The sequence below is a fragment of the Pseudomonas sp. G166 genome, from assembly GCF_037027455.2.
Lineage (GTDB): Bacteria > Pseudomonadota > Gammaproteobacteria > Pseudomonadales > Pseudomonadaceae > Aquipseudomonas.
The window spans coordinates 3,804,445-3,822,468 of the sequence record NZ_CP146985.1; the positions used below are offsets into that span (position 1 = coordinate 3,804,445).

General features: G+C 62.8%; 20 protein-coding genes. 13 read left to right on the forward strand and 7 right to left on the reverse strand.

Features of this window, described 5'->3' with window-relative positions:
* Window positions 1-15: 15 nt before the first annotated feature.
* On the reverse strand, window positions 16-1,206 hold the full coding sequence (locus SGN16_RS16425) for an NnrS family protein (protein ID WP_335945169.1): 1,191 nt from the start codon (window positions 1,204-1,206) through the stop codon (window positions 16-18).
* A 582-nt stretch (window positions 1,207-1,788) separates the two neighbouring features.
* Between SGN16_RS16425 and SGN16_RS16430 the strand changes: the two genes are divergently transcribed.
* Window positions 1,789-2,472 carry a Crp/Fnr family transcriptional regulator gene (locus SGN16_RS16430; protein ID WP_210639077.1) on the forward strand — a complete coding sequence of 228 codons (684 nt, stop codon included), beginning with the start codon at window positions 1,789-1,791 and terminating at the stop codon, window positions 2,470-2,472.
* Entirely contained in the window at window positions 2,469-2,669 is a 201-nt protein-coding gene (locus SGN16_RS16435; protein ID WP_335945168.1) for a protein DnrP, read from the forward strand. The genes SGN16_RS16430 and SGN16_RS16435 overlap by 4 nt, the downstream gene beginning before the upstream one ends.
* A 4-nt stretch (window positions 2,670-2,673) precedes the next feature.
* Here SGN16_RS16435 and SGN16_RS16440 read toward each other — a convergent pair whose 3' ends face one another.
* From SGN16_RS16440 to SGN16_RS16465, 6 genes are all read right to left on the reverse strand, one after another.
* The gene (locus SGN16_RS16440; protein ID WP_335945167.1) at window positions 2,674-4,512 is read right to left on the reverse strand and encodes a VWA domain-containing protein; all 1,839 of its coding nucleotides are present in this window, start codon (window positions 4,510-4,512) and stop codon (window positions 2,674-2,676) included.
* 87 nt (window positions 4,513-4,599) lie between these two features.
* On the reverse strand, window positions 4,600-6,027 hold the full coding sequence (locus SGN16_RS16445; protein WP_072404347.1) for a cbb3-type cytochrome c oxidase subunit I: 1,428 nt from the start codon (window positions 6,025-6,027) through the stop codon (window positions 4,600-4,602).
* Between the two features lie 3 nt (window positions 6,028-6,030).
* On the reverse strand, window positions 6,031-6,471 hold the full coding sequence (locus SGN16_RS16450; protein ID WP_134924098.1) for a cytochrome c: 441 nt from the start codon (window positions 6,469-6,471) through the stop codon (window positions 6,031-6,033).
* Window positions 6,472-6,714: 243 nt separating this feature from the next.
* Entirely contained in the window at window positions 6,715-6,969 is a 255-nt protein-coding gene (locus tag SGN16_RS16455; protein ID WP_335945166.1) for a cytochrome C oxidase subunit IV family protein, read from the reverse strand.
* 12 nt (window positions 6,970-6,981) lie between these two features.
* Entirely contained in the window at window positions 6,982-7,566 is a 585-nt protein-coding gene (locus tag SGN16_RS16460) for a cytochrome c oxidase subunit 3 family protein (protein WP_210639081.1), read from the reverse strand.
* A complete protein-coding gene (locus SGN16_RS16465) occupies window positions 7,550-8,353 on the reverse strand; it encodes a CbbQ/NirQ/NorQ/GpvN family protein (protein ID WP_335945165.1) in 804 nt (267 codons plus the stop codon). The genes SGN16_RS16460 and SGN16_RS16465 overlap by 17 nt, the downstream gene beginning before the upstream one ends.
* Window positions 8,354-8,550: 197 nt before the next feature.
* Here SGN16_RS16465 and nirS point away from each other — a divergent pair, with 197 nt between their 5' ends.
* The 11 genes from nirS to SGN16_RS16520 all read left to right on the forward strand — a co-directional run bounded on the left by nirS (window position 8,551) and on the right by SGN16_RS16520 (window position 17,766).
* Window positions 8,551-10,230 (forward strand): nitrite reductase, encoded by a 1,680-nt coding sequence (nirS, locus tag SGN16_RS16470; protein WP_210639083.1) that lies wholly within the window; start codon window positions 8,551-8,553, stop codon window positions 10,228-10,230.
* 24 nt (window positions 10,231-10,254) lie between these two features.
* On the forward strand, window positions 10,255-10,566 hold the full coding sequence (locus SGN16_RS16475; protein WP_210639084.1) for a c-type cytochrome: 312 nt from the start codon (window positions 10,255-10,257) through the stop codon (window positions 10,564-10,566).
* Window positions 10,567-10,746: 180 nt separating this feature from the next.
* Complete coding sequence (locus SGN16_RS16480; RefSeq protein WP_335945164.1) at window positions 10,747-11,076, forward strand: cytochrome c; 330 nt, start codon at window positions 10,747-10,749, stop codon at window positions 11,074-11,076.
* Window positions 11,073-12,251: a cytochrome D1 domain-containing protein gene (locus tag SGN16_RS16485; protein WP_210639086.1), complete on the forward strand. Its 1,179-nt coding sequence runs from the start codon at window positions 11,073-11,075 to the stop codon at window positions 12,249-12,251. Before SGN16_RS16480 ends, SGN16_RS16485 begins: the two co-directional genes overlap by 4 nt.
* 2 nt (window positions 12,252-12,253) lie before the next feature.
* Window positions 12,254-12,712, forward strand: coding sequence for an Lrp/AsnC family transcriptional regulator (locus SGN16_RS16490; protein WP_210639087.1), 459 nt, complete (start codon window positions 12,254-12,256; stop codon window positions 12,710-12,712).
* On the forward strand, window positions 12,709-13,221 hold the full coding sequence (locus tag SGN16_RS16495; protein ID WP_335945163.1) for an AsnC family protein: 513 nt from the start codon (window positions 12,709-12,711) through the stop codon (window positions 13,219-13,221). The genes SGN16_RS16490 and SGN16_RS16495 overlap by 4 nt, the downstream gene beginning before the upstream one ends.
* Window positions 13,214-13,657 carry an Lrp/AsnC family transcriptional regulator gene (locus SGN16_RS16500; protein WP_335945162.1) on the forward strand — a complete coding sequence of 148 codons (444 nt, stop codon included), beginning with the start codon at window positions 13,214-13,216 and terminating at the stop codon, window positions 13,655-13,657. The genes SGN16_RS16495 and SGN16_RS16500 overlap by 8 nt, the downstream gene beginning before the upstream one ends.
* Window positions 13,632-14,168, forward strand: a complete 537-nt coding sequence (locus SGN16_RS16505; RefSeq protein ID WP_335945161.1) for an Lrp/AsnC family transcriptional regulator — start codon at window positions 13,632-13,634, stop codon at window positions 14,166-14,168. Before SGN16_RS16500 ends, SGN16_RS16505 begins: the two co-directional genes overlap by 26 nt.
* Before the next feature lie 28 nt (window positions 14,169-14,196).
* Entirely contained in the window at window positions 14,197-15,393 is a 1,197-nt protein-coding gene (nirJ, locus tag SGN16_RS16510; RefSeq protein WP_335945160.1) for a heme d1 biosynthesis radical SAM protein NirJ, read from the forward strand.
* Between the two features lie 37 nt (window positions 15,394-15,430).
* The gene (gene cobA / locus SGN16_RS16515) at window positions 15,431-16,273 is read left to right on the forward strand and encodes a uroporphyrinogen-III C-methyltransferase (protein WP_335945159.1); all 843 of its coding nucleotides are present in this window, start codon (window positions 15,431-15,433) and stop codon (window positions 16,271-16,273) included.
* The gene (locus tag SGN16_RS16520; RefSeq protein ID WP_335945158.1) at window positions 16,270-17,766 is read left to right on the forward strand and encodes a cytochrome D1 domain-containing protein; all 1,497 of its coding nucleotides are present in this window, start codon (window positions 16,270-16,272) and stop codon (window positions 17,764-17,766) included. The genes cobA and SGN16_RS16520 overlap by 4 nt, the downstream gene beginning before the upstream one ends.
* Window positions 17,767-18,024 lie beyond the last annotated feature (258 nt).

The window sequence follows — 18,024 nt, forward strand, 5'->3', positions numbered from 1 at the left end:
CTCCGCGCAGGCGACTCATCCCGGATGCCCATCCACCCGGGTCTGCAACAGCATCGGGCCATAACGCCAGGCGTAGAGGCCGAACGCCAACGTCCAGCACAACCCCGCCAACCACAGCCCGGCCAACGGGAATACCAGCACCAGCAGCACACGGCTCACACACGCCAGGTTCAACAGGATGAAGGCCAGGGTCATGCCCGCTGGTGGCTCAAGGGGGCGCCCGGTATGACCCAGGCTAACGCGGGCGATCATCGCCAGGATCAGCCCGGCCATGGCACCGATGGTCAGGCCATGCACCGCCAGGCTCGGATTCACCGGCACACCGAAGTGCCACAGCGCCATGCCCAGGCAGGCCACCGCCAGCCAAGCGTAGGCCAGGTGCAACGACCACAGCAGCGGCACCCGCCACAAGTCTCGATCATGCCAACGCACCAGCCGAATCCCGTGCCCCACCGCCAGCGCGGCGAACAACAGGCCCACCCAGGCACTGGCCACCAGCGCCGGACCGAAGGCATACAGCAACGCCACCAGCGCCGAACCCGCCAGCAACAGACGATCGAGCCACGGCCATGGCGCGACGCCCTCGACCCGCCCGAGGCCGCGCTGGGTAAAGAACGGAATCACCCGTCCGCCGATCAACCCCATCATCGCCGCCACCAACCACAAGCCGGTGAGCACGCTTTGGCGTTGCAAGCCCTCGTTGTGCTGGAGCAGGCCGTACACAGACAACCCATCAGCGGCGGCCATTAGCAGCAATACCAGCACGATCGGGTAATTGCGCTTCTGCCGCACGCGCCACAACGTCATGCCCATCAACACCGCGACCGCCAGGGCGAACCCCAGCTCCAGCACCGTCAGCACAGGCCAGGGTGCATCGACCAACCAGGCCAATCGTGCGCCGAGCCACACCACTGCCAGCGCAGCCAAGCGCTTGCCGCTGAGCCCCGGGGTACCCGTCCAGGTCTGCACCGCCGTCAGCAGGAAGCCGGCGATAATCGCCAGGCCGAAGCCAAACAACAGTTCATGACGGTGCCAGGCCAACCAGCCGCCAGCCGGCTGCCAGGCCGACAACCGCCCGGTGAACGCCGCGAGCCATAGGGGGATGGCCAACAGCGCCAACACGCAACCGGCCAAAAAGAACGGCCGGAACGCCAGGCGCCACAGCGGCAGAACGGCCATGGCCTTGCGACGATCAAGCACTTGCATACACCACTCCTCAGCCTCACCCGGGATCTGGCCCGCCAGCGAGGTACGACAAATCAGGGTTCGAATGATCGGTTATCGGCGCCAGCAGGCCTTGTCTCAGATCAAGCCCGCCCATCGGCAACCTCCCGTCTCGAACAGGTACCTGCAAGGGGCTTGCCGAACACAGTCGAGCCTCTCAATAAAATGCCGTCCCTGCCTGTGGGAGCGAGCTTGGCTGGCGATAGCGCTGGGTCAGTGGGTATTGATGTTGGGTGTACCACCGTCATCGCGAGCAAGCCCGCTCCCACAAAGACTGTAGCTCAAAGGGTATTTATTACCCTTTCGTGGTTGTTTTAACCCTATTGCGACAGGGTCATTTATACCCACCCCCGCGGTATCCCCCCACGAATCAATGCCCACAGGCATGGCCCGTCTCTTGCTCAGGCACGGCATAGACTTTCTGCCAGGGGTTCTCCATGAAACACGTCGTTTTGCCTCTCACTTGGTTCGTTGTGCTCGCCTGCATCGTCGCGCTCGCCAGCGGCTTATCCCTGAGCCTGGTCTGAAACCGTTTACTTTCTTGCCTATAAAAGGATTCATGCCATGGTGCTCCACCGTGTCCATCACCAGATTCTGCGCAGCCATCACCTGTTCGAGCCGTTGAACGAAGAACAGCTCGACGAACTGATGAGCACCAGCCAATTGCTGAATATCGACAAGGGCGATCCGCTGTTCCGCCAGGGAGAACCGGCGCAGGCGTTTTACTTCGTGATTTCCGGAGCGGTGAAAATCTACCGGCTGACCCCGGACGGCCAGGAAAAAGTCTTCGAGGTGATCGGCGAGCGCCAGACCTTCGCCGAAGCCATGATGCTGATGGACACGCCCAACTACGTGGCCTCGGCCGAAGCCGTCGGCCCGACCCAGTTGTATCGCCTGTCCAACGCCACGTACATGCGCCTGTTGCACAGCAACAGCCGGTTGACCTTTGCCCTGCTCGGCAAGCTCTGCGTACGCCTGCACCAGCGGGTCAACGAGATTGAAACCCTGTCGCTGAAAAATGCCACCCACCGGGTGGTGCGCTACCTGCTGACGCAACTGGTGCGCCTGCAAACCGTGGACAGTCAGTTCGAACTGCCAATGGCCAAGCAGTTGATCGCCGGGCACCTGTCGATCCAGCCGGAAACCTTCTCGCGGATCATCCGACGCCTGATCGACGAAAAGATCATCACCCAGGACGGTCGCCAGATCGCCATTCTCGATCGCCTGCGCCTGGAGCAATTCGAATGAGCGCACAGTCCATCTGCCTGTATTGCCAACACGCCAACCCTGCCGAGGAAAACGAATGTCGCCAGTGCGGCATGCCCCTGCCGGCCGAGGCTGCCTTGGCCGACGAGCGTCGGCTGCGGCGCTTCGGTTGGTTCTGTGTGGGGCTGACGATCTTCTGCATCGGCATGTTCTTCTGGCTGCCCCGCGACATCGTCTGAACCCTCAATCCTGCGTCAGCTGCCGGTACAACTGCGGCAGCCGCAGCGGCAATTGTTCGGGCTGGCGAATCAAGGTGTAGCCGTTGGCCCCGAACATGTACGGCAGGTAATCCCCCGCTTCGCGATCGATGGTGATACAGAACGGCGTCAACCCCTGGCGCCGCGCCTCGATCACCGCCTGGCGGGTGTCCTCCACACCGTAGCGCCCTTCGTAGAGATCCAGGTCATTGGGCTTGCCGTCACTGAGCAGCAACAATAATTTGCGCCGCCGTTTGCAGCCCTCCAGCCGTTGCGTGGCCTGGCGGATCGCCGCCCCCATACGCGTGTAGTAACCGGGCTTGAGTCCCTGGATACGTCCGCGAGTGTGATCGTCGTAACGCTGATTGAAAGCTTTGAGTTCATGCATGCGCACCTGCTGGCGGCGCAGGGAAGAGAACCCGTACAGGGCGAAATCGTCCCCCAGCACCGACAGGGTTTCGCCAAACAGCAACAGGCTATCGCGTATGACATCGATTACCCGGTGTTCGTCATTGAGGTGGGCATCGGTGGACATCGACAGGTCCGCCAGCAGCAGGCAGGCCAGGTCGCGACGGGTCTGGCGTTGTTCCAGGAACAAGCCGCGCTCGCTGCATTGGCCGTGCTGGCGCTCGACGTGAAAATCCAGCCAGGCTTGCAGGTCCAGTTCCGAGCCCTGGGTTTGCTGGCGCAGCCATTGTCGATCGTTACGCAGGTGTTCGAATTGCCGACGCAAGCGCTGGGCCGAGGGGCGCAGGCGCAAAGGCAGCGGCTGTGGCTCGCAGTCCCGGGGGATGAAGGTTTGTACGCTGACGAAATCATCCTGCAGCCGTTGCTTGCGGTAGTCCCATTCGGGCAGGCGGATGCCCTCGCCCAAGGGGATGTCATCCACATCGGCCGGCGGCAGGTCCAAGTGCAGTTTCAGGCCGCCCCCTTTGCGCAAGCGGGTGCGCGAAAGGGTCAATTGGTCAAGGTCTTCAGCCACCCGAGCGGCGTCCGGGTCTTCGCTGTCGTCCGCCCAGCGATCCAGGTCCACATGTTCGGTCCAACTGAACAGGTTCTCCAGGCGCACGATCAGCAGCCCACCGTCACGACTGGTTTCATCGATGCGCTCGGCGCGCTTGCGACCGCCCTGCTGCTCACCCGGCGGTGTCGCCAGGTATTGCTCGGACTCTTCGAGGTTGGCGGCCTGGGGATTGGCCAGGTGTTGGGGTGGGTAAAGCCACAGCGGCAACGGCCAGGCCGCCCGCTCGCTACGGGGAAAATGTTCGACGCTGCCCGGTTCGCGCAAGGCTTGGCACAGCGCACGCTCCAGGGTGGCTTCAGCCAGGTTGAGTGTGGCCGGATCAGGGCGCAGGGACAGGTGCGCATCCACCAAGCGTCGGTAGCGAGGGCGCAGTGCCGGGTAGCGCTGCAACACTGCTTGGGTCCAGCGTTGATTGTCACGCCCCCAGTGACGCATTGGCCCCGATTGCGCGGCCAGCAACGCGAGCCAGCGATACAGTTCCTCGTTCAATTCGGTATCGGGAAACGCTGCCAGGCTCGCGGGCAAACGCAAGTTGTCGCCATCGCAGCAGGCCAGGGGCACTTGCTTGCAGGTGCCGGCGATCTGCTGCAACAGGTTGCGACGTAGCAACAGATCACGGTCGCTGACCGCTTCCACCCCCAGATGACGAGCGCCGCCGGTGGCGCGAAACAGCACCTGCAGCGCGCGTTGCCGGGGGATCAGCTCGACCCGTGCCTCAGGAAAATCGACACTGGCACGGCGGGTAATGAAACGGTGCCAGACACTGCCGACCCATTCTTCCAGCTCTAGGGTGAAGGCCATGGTTATCTTCCTCCCAAACCGAGCCCAGTGTGGTGAGGGGATAAATCCCCTCGCCACAAATGAGTCCGGCTCAGCTGTTGTGGTGAGTTACGACGGCACCACCGCTGCCGGGGCACGCAGGGCCGCGCGGCCACGCTGGCGGAAGCTGAACAGGTAGCAGAGCAACCCAGCCAGGAAGCCGACACCGCTGACCAACCGAGCCCAGAACAGCGGCTTCAAGTGATCCATCGTGGCCATGAACGGCAAGGCACTGCCGTCCGTCATCCAGCGTTGCAACCACACCTGGACCACACCGGCGGCGGTGAGGAACAAGGTGATCATCACCATCGACAGGGTCATCAACCAGAAGCCCCAGATCTCCAGGCGCTGCGAGCGTTCGTCCGCCGCTTCACCCAAGCCACGCAAGCGTGGCATGGCGTAGCTGATCAGCGTCATCACGATCATCGCGTAGGCACCGTAGAAAGCCAGGTGACCGTGGGCCGCAGTCAGTTGCGAACCGTGGGTGTAGTAGTTGACCGGTGCCAGGGTGTGCAGGAACCCCCAGACGCCCGCACCGAAGAACGCAGTCACCGTAGTGCCCTTGGCCCACAACGTGGCGGCGCGGTTCGGGTGTTGCCGGCGACGGTTTTTCACCATGCTGAAGGCAAAGACCACCATCGCCAGGAACGGCAGCGGTTCCATCGCCGAGAAGATCGAGCCGACCCACAGCCAGACCTCGGGCGCACCGATCCAGAAGAAGTGGTGACCGGTACCGATGATCCCGGTAATCAGCGCCATGGCGATGATCACGTAGAGCCATTTTTCCACCACTTCGCGGTCCACGCCGGTGATCTTGATCAGGACAAAGGCGAGCATCGAACCCATGATCAGTTCCCAGACGCCTTCCACCCAGAGATGCACCACCCACCACCAGTAGAACTTGTCACGGGCGAGGTTTTCCGGGTTGTAGAAGGAGAACAGGAAGAACACTGCCAGGCCGATCAGACCGGTCATCATCACCATGCTGACCGTGGTCTTGCGCCCCTTGAGCAGGGTCATGCCGATGTTGTAGAGGAACCCCAGGCACACCACGACGATGCCCATCTTGGTGATGGTCGGTTGCTCCAGGAATTCACGGCCCATGGTGGGCAGCAAGTCGTTGCCGGTGAATTTCGCCAGCGTCGCATAAGGCACCGAGAGGTAACCCAGGATCGTTGCAACACCTGCGGCGGCGAACACCCAGAACAACACGAGCGCCAGTTTCGGGCTGTGCAGTTCGCGGTCAGCCTCCTCCGGTATCAGGTAATACGCCGCGCCCATGAAGCCGAACAACAGCCAGACGATCAGCAGGTTGGTGTGGACCATGCGGGCCACGTTGAAGGGAATCAGCGGGAACAGGAAGTCGCCGACCACGTATTGCAAGCCCATGATCAAACCGAACAGCACTTGTCCCAGGAACAGCATCAGGGCAAACACGAAGTAAGGTTTGGCGACGGCCTGCGAGGCGAATTTCAGATGCGGATTAGCCATGCTCATCTCTCAGCCCTCCTTGTTTGGCGGCCAGCCATTGGTATTGATTTTCGAGCTCCACTTGAGGAACTCGGCGATGTCGTCGACCTCCTGCTCACTCAGGTTGAACTGCGGCATGGCCCGACGACCCGGAACGTTCAGCGGCTGCATTTTCATCCAGGCCTGCAGGAACGGCTTGAAGGCCTCCTCGCCACCGCGACGGTTGACCACATTGCCCAGCTCCGGCGCAAAGTACGCACCCTCGCCCAGCAGGGTATGGCAGCCGATGCAGTTGTTGCGCTCCCAGACGCCCTTGCCGCGTATCACCGATTCGGTCAATTGCGCCTGGTTGCTACGCTCGGGAAAGGTCTGTTCCGTGTGGTAGGTCAGGGCCAGGAATATCAGGAAAAAGAACACGCTTCCCCCGAAATAAATATTCCTGGCCATGCCTTTGGTGAAGGTATCTGACATGGTCACTTCCTCATTGCTTGGCGTGTTCATTCTAGGAAGCGAGGGGTCAGAAACCGCTTGATGGCGATCAAGAATCTCCGATGGTTTTAGTCGGTTGTTCCAACGCTGCCCGAAAGGCAGGTGAGCTTTTCGATCGTGCCCACGCTCCTGCGTGGGAACGCCGCCTGGGACGCTCCGCGTTCCTCTTCTGGAAGGTGACGCAGAGCTTCATGGGCTGTATTCCCATGCGGAGCGTGGCAACGATCAGACCGAGAAAATGACGACCCCGATCGCAGTCGCGAGCAGCGCAGCCCAGCTCAACACCAGACGCCGCCACAGACGCGGGGCGTGGCGCAGTTCCATGAAGCCGTCGGCAATCAGCCAGGCCTTGGCGACCGCAACCGTCAATATGGCAATGGAGATCAACCCGGTGGCTGCGACCTGACCCAGGGCTACGGTGGCGCTGCTCAACACCGCCAGCGCCATCCAACAAACGATCAGAACACGAGAAGCCGACATGGGTATTTCATCTCAATCGAGGATGTAGACCAATGGGAACAACAGCACCCAGACCATATCCACCATGTGCCAATACAGCACGCCGGATTCCAGCCCGCTGTAGCGCTGTGAATCATAACGACGGCGCCGACAACCCTCGGCCAGCCAACCGAGGATCACCATGCCCAGCAGCACATGGAGGAAATGAAACGCGGTGAGGATCCAGTACAAGGTGAAGAACGTGTTGCGCTCCATGCCCAGGCCGCTCGCCAACAGATGGGCGTACTCGGTGAGCTTGATCCCCACGTAGCCACAGGCAAGCAACAACGCGACCGCTAAAAACAGCGCGCCTCGACCCGACCGATCTTGCCTGACCTGCTCTTGGGCCAGGGCGGCGAACAGCCCGGCGGTCAACAGGCTGAGGGTCATCGCCAGCCCCGTGGAACGGTCCAGCAAATGCCGGCCTTCACTGAACATCTGCGGGTGCAGAGCCTGGGCGACAGCGAACGCCAGGATCAACAGCGCAAACACCGACAGCTCGGCGAGGATGAAGAACCACATCGCCAAGTCCCCCGGCAAACGCCGGAGGGCGATAGCGGTTTCAGCCGAAGTGGACATCGACCACATCCATCAACGCGGCGACGGTCTGCGGGTCGTCACTCAACGGCTCGGCCAGGCAGGCCAGGCAAGCCTGGCGAGGGTCCATGCCGGAGCCGATCATGCGCGCGGCGAAGATAAGCAGGCGCGTCGAGGCGACTTCCTCCAGGTCATGTTGGTCGAGCCGGCGCAGCGCCTGCCCCAATCGCACCACCTGGGCCGCCAGGGCCAGGTCAACCCCCGCCTCACGGGCAACGATCCGTTCTTCATCGGCAACAGCCGGATAGCCAAAACGCATCGACACAAAACGCTGGCGGGTGCTGGGCTTCATGCCTTTGAGCAGGTTCTGGTAACCGGGGTTATACGACACCACCAGCATGAAGGACGACGAAGCCTGGAGCACCTCGCCCGTGCGCTCCAGGTACAACTGACGCCGATCATCGGCCAGCGGGTGCAGCACCACCGCCGTGTCCTGGCGCGCCTCGACCACCTCGTCCAGATAACAGATGCCACCCTCGCGCACCGCCCGGGTCAATGGTCCGTCCTGCCACCAGGTGCCCTGGGCACCAATCAGGTGTCGGCCCACCAGATCGGCCGCACTCAGGTCATCGTGGCAGGCCACGGTGTACAGCGGCAGTTTCAGACGGTGGGCCATGTGCTGGACGAAACGGGTCTTGCCACAGCCAGTGGGGCCTTTGATCAGCACCGGCATGCCGTGATGCCAAGCCTGTTCGAACAGCGCCTGTTCGTTGTCCTGGGGTTGATAGAAGGGTTCGTCCGGGTGCTGCAGGGTATGGAGAGTGTTCATGACAGAGCCTGATCAGAGACGCGATTGCCGGCCACGCTACGGGGCCCTGCGACAACCTGGCAAGGGCTGCGGCGGGCAAACTTGATCGCCGTCAAGCGGCTAACCACCGGGCTGGGCATAGCCTTGCACCGCACCAAGAACCTGCGCGCCGAACCTCAATTGCAGCGCAGCGCGGGTCACGCCTGAGGAGAAATGGAATGCTGATCAGCCACAAAAAATCGTGGGCCCTGCGGGTCACGGCGCTGTTTACAGCGCTGGCCGCCCCCCACGCCTTCGCCGACCAAACCGCTGCGCCGGAACAACCCCGCGTGGTCAAGACCGAAGGCGCGCCCGACCTGAGCCAGGCCGACTTCGACTCGGCCAAGGAAATCTATTTCCAACGCTGCGCCGGCTGCCACGGCGTGCTACGCAAAGGCGCCACCGGCAAGCCGCTGACACCCGACATCACCCAGTCCCGCGGCCAGGCCTATCTGGAGGCGCTGATCACCTACGGCTCGGCCGCCGGCATGCCGAACTGGGGCACGTCCAATGCCCTGACCAAGGACCAGATCACGGTGATGGCCAAGTTCATCCAGCACACGCCACCGACGCCGCCGGAATGGGGCATGGCCGAAACCCGCAAGACCTGGAAAGTGCTGGTCAAGCCTGAAGACCGGCCAACCAAGCAGATCAGTACGCTCAACCTGCAGAACCTGTTCTCGGTGACCCTGCGCGATGACGGCAAGATCGCCTTGATCGATGGCGACAGCAAGAAAATCGTCAAGCTGATCGACACCGGTTACGCGGTGCACATTTCGCGCATCTCGGCCTCGGGTCGCTACCTGCTGGTGATCGGTCGGGACGCCAAGATCGACATGATCGACCTGTGGCCGAAGGAGCCGACCAAGGTGGCGGAAATCAAGGTGGGCATCGAAGCCCGCTCGGTGGAAACCTCCAAGTTCAAAGGCTACGAGGACAAATACACCATCGCCGGTTCGTACTGGCCACCGCAGTTCACCATCATGGACGGCGAGACCCTGGAACCCAAGCAGATCGTCTCGACCCGCGGCATGACCGTCGACACTCAGCAATACCACCCGGAACCTCGAGTCGCAGCCATCATCGCCTCCCACGAGTGGCCTGAGTTCATCGTCAACGTCAAGGAAACCGGCAAGGTGATGCTGGTCAACTATCAGGACATCAAGAACCTCACCATCACCAGCATCGACGCCGCGCCGTTCCTGCATGACGGCGGTTGGGACAGCAGCCATCGCTACTTCATGACGGCCGCCAACAACTCCAACAAAGTCGCGGTGATCGACTCCAAGGAACGCAAGCTCACCGCCCTGGTGGACGTGGGCAAGACTCCCCATCCGGGACGCGGCGCCAACTTCAACCACCCACTTTACGGACCAGTCTGGGCCACCAGCCACCTGGGCGATGCCGGGGTCTCGCTGATCGGCACCGACCCGGTCAACCACCCGCAATACGCCTGGAAGCAGGTCGGCTCGCTGCAGGGCCAGGGTGGCGGCTCGCTGTTCATCAAGACTCACCCAGCGTCCAGCCATCTGTATGTCGACACCACCCTCAGCCCCGACGCCAAGCTCAGCCAGTCGGTGGCGGTGTTCGACATCAACAAGCTCGACGCCGGTTACACCGTGCTGCCGATTGCCGAGTACGCCGGTATCAAGAAAGGCGCGTTGCGCGTGGTGCAACCGGAATACAACAAGGCCGGCGACGAGGTCTGGTTCTCGGTCTGGAGTGGTCAGGAAGACGAGTCGGCGCTGGTGGTGATCGACGACAAGACCCTCAAGGTCAAGAACGTGATCAAGGACAAGCGCCTGATCACCCCGACCGGGAAATTCAACGTCTACAACACCCAACACGACATCTATTGAGCCCCATCAATAAGAGGAAAAACCATGAAGCCTATTCTGATTGCCTTGGCCCTGACCGCCGTATCCAGCCTGCAACCGGCGCTGGCACAAGACGGCCCGACGCTGTTCAAGAGCAAGCCCTGTGCGGCCTGCCACTCCATCGATACCAAGGTGGTTGGCCCGGCGCTCAAGGACGTGGCGGCGAAAAACGCCGGCGTCGCCGGAGCGCAAGAACTGCTCGCCAAACACATCAAGGAGGGTACGCAAGGCAACTGGGGACCGATGCCGATGCCGGCCAACCCCGTGACTGAAGAAGAAGCCAAGACCCTGGCTGCGTGGGTCTTGACCCTTAAATAACTTTGACTGAGAGCATCTCCCTGTGGCGAGGGATTTATGTGAGAGCAAAGCTTGCTCGCGAAACAGGCGCCTTGATCCCTGAAAGACCGCATCGCACCCATCGCGGGCAAGCCTTGCTCCCACATAAACCCCTCGCCACAAAAGCTGCGCTCGACTTTATTTCTTGATCAGGAGGACGTCATGGAACGACACAGCGCTGCAACCTTGATGACCACCCTCCTCTTTGTTTTCTCCTCCTGTGTGCTGGCCGCTCCCGACCACCAGCGCCAGGTGCAACTGCAACACCTGTTGGACCAGGATTGTGGCGCCTGCCACGGCCTGTACATGACCGGCGGCCTGGGTCCCCCCCTGACCCGTGATGCCCTGGCCGGAAAATCCCGCGACAGCCTCATCGCCACCGTCACGCTGGGACGGCCAGGCAGCGCCATGCCCGGTTGGGCACCGTTGCTCGGCCCCGACGATATCCGCTGGCTGGTGGACCGGCTCCTTCAAGGAAAACCCGCCTCATGATCCGTTCTCTGTTGTCCTTCACCGCCATCGCTCTGCTGCTCTCGGCTTGCGCCCAGACACCGTTGCGCGGCACCGGCGACCTGGGCGTGGTGGTAGAGCGCGCCACCGGTAGCCTGCAAATCATCGAGAGCGACACCCGCACCGCCCTCGCCCGCGTTGAAGGACTGGGCGACCTGTCCCACGCCTCGGTGGTGTTCTCCCGTGACCAGCGCTACGCCTATGTGTTCGGCCGTGATGGTGGCTTGAGCAAGGTCGACCTGCTGACCGCGCACATCGACCGGCGCATCATCCAGGGCGGCAACAGCATCGGTGGCGCGATCAGCCAGGACGGCAAGCTGATCGCGGTGTCCAACTACGAGCCCGGCGGCGTCAAGGTGTTCGATGCCCAGACCCTGGACCAGGTCGCCGACATTCCGGCCACGCCCCTGCCCGACGGCAAGAAACGTTCGCGAGTGGTGGGTCTGGTGGACGCCCCCGGACAACGCTTTGTGTTCAGCCTGTTCGATACAGGCGAAATCTGGATCGCCGACTTCAGCCAGGGCCATACACCGCGCATCGAACGTTTCACCGCCATCGGCCAACAACCCTATGACGCCCTGATCACCCCCGACGGGCGCTACTACATGGCTGGGCTGTTCGGTGAAGACGGCATGGCGCAACTCGATCTCTGGCACCCGCAGCGCGGGGTAAAACGGGTACTGGGGCATTACGGGCGCGGCGAGGCCCGCCTCCCGGTGTACAAGATGCCCCATCTGGAAGGCTGGGCCCTGGCTGACCAACAGGCCTTCGTGCCCGCCGTCGGCCACCATCAGGTGCTGGTGATGAACACTCGCACCTGGCAGCCGACCGACGCCATCGCCGTGGCCGGACAACCAGTGTTTGTCACGGCGCGGCCGGACGGTCGCCAGTTGTGGGTCAACTTCGCCTACCCGGACAACGATCGGGTGCAGGTCATCGATACCCAGACCCACGCCATCGTCGCCGACCTGCGGCCCGGTCCCGCAGTGCTGCACATGGAATTCACCGCCCGCGGTGACCAGCTCTGGTTGTCCACCCGCGATGGCGGTGAGGTACAGGCTTGGGACCCCTATCGGCTCGAACGCCTGAGCAGCCTGCCGGCCCTGAGCCCAAGCGGCATTTTCTTCAGCAGCCGCGCGCACAAGCCGGGGTACTGACCATGACATCGAGCTCACTGGCCCGGCGCCTGATCGATCAATTCCAGCATGGCCTGCCGCTGTGCGCCGAACCCTATCGGGCCATGGCCGACGCCCTGGGCTGCAGCGAAGTCCAGGTGCTCGAATGCCTGCAACACCTGCAAGTGGCCGGCACCTTGTCGCGAGTCGGCCCGGTGTTCGAACACACCCGGGCCGGTGCCAGTACCCTCGCGGCCCTGGCGGTGCCCGAAGACCGTTTGCACCAGGTCGCCGCGCGCGTCAGCCAATACCCGGAAGTCAATCACAACTACGCCCGGGAACACCGCTACAACCTGTGGTTCGTGTTGACTGGCCCCAACCGCGCGCACCTGGAAAAGATTCTCCAGGAGCTGGAAAACGACACCGGCCTCACGCCGCTGGACCTGCCCATGCTGACCGCCTACCGCATCGACCTGGGCTTTGCCCTGGAGACCACCCCATGAAAACCCTCTTGAGCGAGCAACAGTCGTTGGCGCTGCGCCGTCACCTGGAAATCGGCCTGCCCCTCACATCACGGCCCTTCCAGACCCTGGCTGAACAGCTCGAGGTCAGCGAACAACAAGTACTCGACCAAGTGCAGCATTGGCACGAGCAGGGTCTGTTCCGTCGTGTCGGCCTGGTGGTCAACCATCGCGCATTGGGTTTCGCCGCCAACGCCATGCTGGTGCTGGATGTGCCGGATGCCCTGGTCGATGAGGTCGGTCGCCGCCTGGGCCAGGCACCGGGCATCAGCCTTTGCTACCAACGGCCACGACGCCTGCCCCAGTGGCAATACAACCTGTTCTGCATGATCCACGGTCGTCAGCGTGATCGTGTGGAAGCCCAGGTCCAGGCGTTGCTGGAAGAGCATTTGCTCGACGATCTGCCCCGCCAGTTGCTGTTCAGCACCCATCTGTTCAAGCAATGCGGCGGGCGCTTCGCGCCACCGGCCGGAGCGCGCATCGATGGATGACCTCGACCGTCGCCTGATCAACCGCCTGCAACTGGGCCTGCCACTGGTGCGGCATCCCTGGCAGGCCCTGGCCCGCGAACTGGATAGCAACAGCAGCGAATTGCTCGACCGCCTGCACGAACTGCTCAACGACGGCGTACTCACCCGCTTCGGCCCGATGTTCGACATCGATCGCCTGGGCGGTGCCTTCACCCTGGCGGCGCTGGCGGTGCCCGAGCCGCGTTTCGAGACCATCGCCGAGTTGCTTGGGGCCATGCCCGAGGTGGCCCACAACTACCGCCGCGAACACACCTGGAACATGTGGTTCGTCCTCGCCTGCCCCAGCGAGCAAGCCATCACCGACACCCTGACACGCATCGAGCATCTGACCGGCCTGGTGCCGCTGAACCTGCCCAAAGAGGAGACCTACCATGTCGGCCTGTATTTCCCCGTCTGAGTCATTGCTGCGGCCCCTGCCTCGGTTGGATGAAACACCTCTGGCGCTGCGGCTGGTGGAACTGACCCAGGCCGGCCTGCCCTTGCTCGAAGACCCCTGGGCCTGGCTCGCGGAGCAACTGGGGCTGAGTGTGGAATCCACGCTCGATTTGCTCAAGCGCCTGCAGGCGGAAGGCGCGATCCGTCGCATCGCCGCCGTTCCCAATCACTATCGCCTGGGTTATCGCCACAACGGCATGACCGTCTGGGACGTGTGCGATACCGACATCGCGCGCCTCGGTGCCCTGCTGGGTGCGCAGCCTTTTGTCAGCCATTGCTACCGCCGTCCGCGCCGCCCCCACTGGCGCTACAACCTGTTCGCCATGGTCCACGGCCGCAGCCGCGAAGAAATCGACAGCTACCGCGAGCACCTGCGCTACCTGCTGGGTGACGCCTGTGCCGCCGACGACATGCTGGTGAGCAGCCGCATCCTGAAAAAAACCGGCCTGCGCCTGTCGCCCACCTTGGGCTGAACCCACACGCCGACCGAAGGAGCGCCTTATGTTGAGGATCAGCCACTACCTGCGAACCCTGGCCGGCCAATGCCCCGCCCCACGCGTCGCGCCACCGGGCAGCAGCCGCCCGCCCGTGGTGATATGGAACCTGCTCAGGCGCTGCAACCTGACCTGCAAGCACTGCTATGCCACGTCCGCCGACAGCGTGTTTCGCGATGAACTGGACACGGCGGCGGCGCTGCAGGTCATCGACGACCTGCATGACGCCGGCGTGCGCGTGCTGATCCTGTCCGGTGGCGAACCGTTGCTGCGCGAGGATCTGTTCCAGCTCAGCGCCCATGCTCGCGACAAAGGCTTCTTCCTGGCGCTGTCCACCAACGGCACGCTGATCGACGCTTCCAATATCGAACAGATCGCCGCGGCGAATTTCGATTACGTGGGCATCAGCATCGATGGCCTGGAAGCGACCCACGATGAATTCCGTCAGCTCAAGGGCAGTTTCGCCAGTTCCATGGCGGCCATCCGGCTCTGCCGTGAGCAAGGGATCCGCGTCGGATTGCGCACCACCCTCACCCAGCAAAACCATACCCAGTTGCCACGCCTGCTGGACTTGATGACTGAATACGACGTACAGAAATTCTACCTGTCGCACCTCAACTACAGCGGCCGGGGCAAGCGTAGCCGCAAGCTCGACGCCCAGCAGCAGATGAGCCGCGAAGCAATGACGCTGATTTTCGAACGGGCCTGGCGCGACATCGAGCAGGGTCGCGACAGTGACTTCGTCAGCGGCAACAACGACGCCGATGCGATCCTGCTGCTGCAATGGGTAGCCCGACGCCTGCCCCAGCACCACACCGCTCTGGAGCAGATGCTGCGGGCCTGGGGCGGCAACGCTTCAGGCAGTGGCATCGCCAACATCGACAACACGGGCGAGGTCCATCCCGACACTTATTGGTGGCAGCACTCCGTGGGCAACGTCCGCCAGACGCCGTTCAAGACCCTCTGGCTCGAGCGTCCCGATGCGCTGCTGCTGAAACTGCGTGAGCACCCACGGGCCGTGAGCGGTCGCTGCGGCCAATGTCGTTGGCTGGCGATCTGCAATGGCAACACCCGCACCCGCGCCTGGGCCGACGGCGACCTGTGGGGCCAGGACCCGGGCTGCCACCTCAGCGATGAAGAAATTGGTGTGTTCGCGATCCCCAGCGTCGTGATTCCCAACGCTGCGTTGCCCTGCGCTCGATAACCCAATGGCGAACCTGATGCCGAACCAAGGAAGTCCCATGCCAGCCCCTCTTGTTTTGCCCGCAGCCCTGCAATCGACCCTCAGACCGGGGGAAGTCGCCCTGGTCGGCGCCGGTCCTGGTGACCCGGGCCTGCTGACCTTGCGCGCCTGGAGCCTGTTGATGCAGGCCGACGCGGTGGTCTACGACCGTTTGATCAGTTCGCAGCTGCTGAGCCTGATCCCGCTGACGTGCGCCCGCCACTATGTTGGCAAGGCTGCCGGTTGCCACAGCCTGCCTCAGGCACAGATCAACGAGTTGCTGGCCGACCTCGCCGACCAGGGGCAACGGGTGATCCGGCTCAAGGGCGGCGACCCGTTCATTTTCGGCCGTGGCGCCGAAGAGCTGGAGTACTTGCTGGCCCGTGGCATCGATTGCCAGGTGGTGCCCGGCATCACCGCCGCAGCCGGTTGCAGTGCCTACGCCGGCATCCCGCTGACCCATCGCGACCTGGTCAATTCCTGCCGGTTCATCACCGGCCACTTGCAACGCGAAGGCGATCTGAGCCTGCCATGGCAAAGTCTGGCGGACGACAGCCAGACCCTGGTGTTCTACATGGGGCTGTCGAACCTGGGCACCATTGCTGCGCGGCTGATGGAAGCAGGCCTTGCGGCCGATACGCCGGCGGCGTTGATCAGCAACGGCACCCGCCCCGACCAGCAGGTCCTGCGTGGCACGCTCCAGCAATTACCGGACATGGCACTGGCATGCACCGAAGGCCTGCCGACCCTGACCGTGATCGGCAAGGTGGTAGGTTTGTTCGCCCATCAAGCACTGCAACATCCCGCACGGCTTCACGCCGTCATCCAGCTCCAACCTGGCGTCTCGAAGGTGGCGTCATGAAGCGCTGGTGGCTCGCCTCGCTGTTGTGGTTCGGTGCAGCCCAGAGTGCAGGGGCGACGGCCTCGGGCCTGGAATCGGCCGAGCGTGACTACCAGCAGCACTGCCAGCAATGCCACGGCGTCAATCGTATCGGCGGCACCGGGCCGGCGCTGTTGCCCCAGAGCCTGAGCAGGATCAAACCCGCTGAAGTGCGCCAGGTGATTGAAAACGGCCGACCGGCCAGCCAGATGGCGGCGTTCGGCGCAGTGCTGGAGCCAGCGCGGATCGATGCCCTGGCGCTGTACTTGCAACGTCCCCTCGCCGTCGAGCCGACCTGGAATGACAACGACATTCGCCAAAGCCACCGTGTACTGGCGGATGTCGCCAGCCTGCCCGACACCCCCCAGCACAAGGCCGATCCGCTGAACTTGTTCGTGGTGGTGGAGGCCGGCGATCATCACATCGACGTGGTCGACGGCGATCGCTTCGAGGTGCTCGCACGCTTCGCCTCGCATTTTGCCGTGCATGGTGGGCCGAAGTTCTCGCCGGATGGGCGTTTCGTCTACCTGGCCTCCCGGGACGGCTGGATCAGCCTGTACGACCTGCATAACCTCAAGCTGATCGCCGAGGTACGGGCCGGGCTCAATACCCGCAACCTGGCGGTGAGCAAAGACGGCCGCTGGGTGCTGGTGGGCAACTACCTGCCCGGCAACCTGACGGTGCTGGATGCCCGCGACCTGTCTCTGGTCAAGACCATTGCGACAGTGGGCCGCGATGGTCAGGCTTCGCGGGTCAGCGCGGTCTACACCGCACCACCGCGCGACAGCTTCATTGTCGCGTTGAAGGACGTCAAAGAGGTTTGGGAACTGTCCACCGGACCGAGCCCGGACTTCGTGCCCAGGCGTATCGAGACCGAGGATGATCTGGACGACTTCTCCTTCTCGCCCGATTACCGCCAGTTGCTCGCCACCTCGCGCAAGGCCCAGGGCGGCGAGGTGATCGACCTCGACTCTGGTCGTGTCGTCACTGACATTGCGCTGCCGGGCATGCCCCACTTGAGCTCTGGGACCTATTGGAAGCGCGACGGTCGTTGGGTATTCGCCACCCCGAACATCAGCAAGGGACTGATCTCAGTGATCGACTTCAACACCTGGAAAGTCATCAAGCAAATCCCCACCCTGGGACCGGGTTTCTTCCTGCGCAGCCACGTCAACTCGCGCTACGCCTGGACCGACGTGTTCTTCGGCCCGGACAACGACGCCATCCACCTGATCGACAAACAGACCCTGGAGATCGCCTACACCCTACGCCCGATGCCCGGCAAAACTGCCGCCCACGTCGAATTCACCCGCGACGGGCGCTACCTGCTGCTGAGCATCTGGGCCACCGACGGCGCGCTGATCGTCTACGACAGCAATACCTTGCAGGAGATCAAGCGCTTGCCCATGAACAAACCTTCGGGCAAGTACAACGTCGGCAACAAGATCGAATTTGCCGAGGGCACATCGCACTAGCGATAAAAAAACTGGGGGAGCCAAGCTTGCTCGCGATGGCAGCGGCACATTCAACATCAATGCAAACTGACCCACCGCTATCGCGAGCAAGCTCGCTCCCACAGGGGATTGGGGGTGGGAATGAATCTTGTGGCCACTCCGGGAACAGTGTGGGAGCGAGCTTGCTCGCGATGGCAGCGGCATGGCCAACATCATTGCAAACTGACCCACCGCCATCGCGAGCAAGCTCGCTCCCACAGGGGATTGGGGGGGTATGAA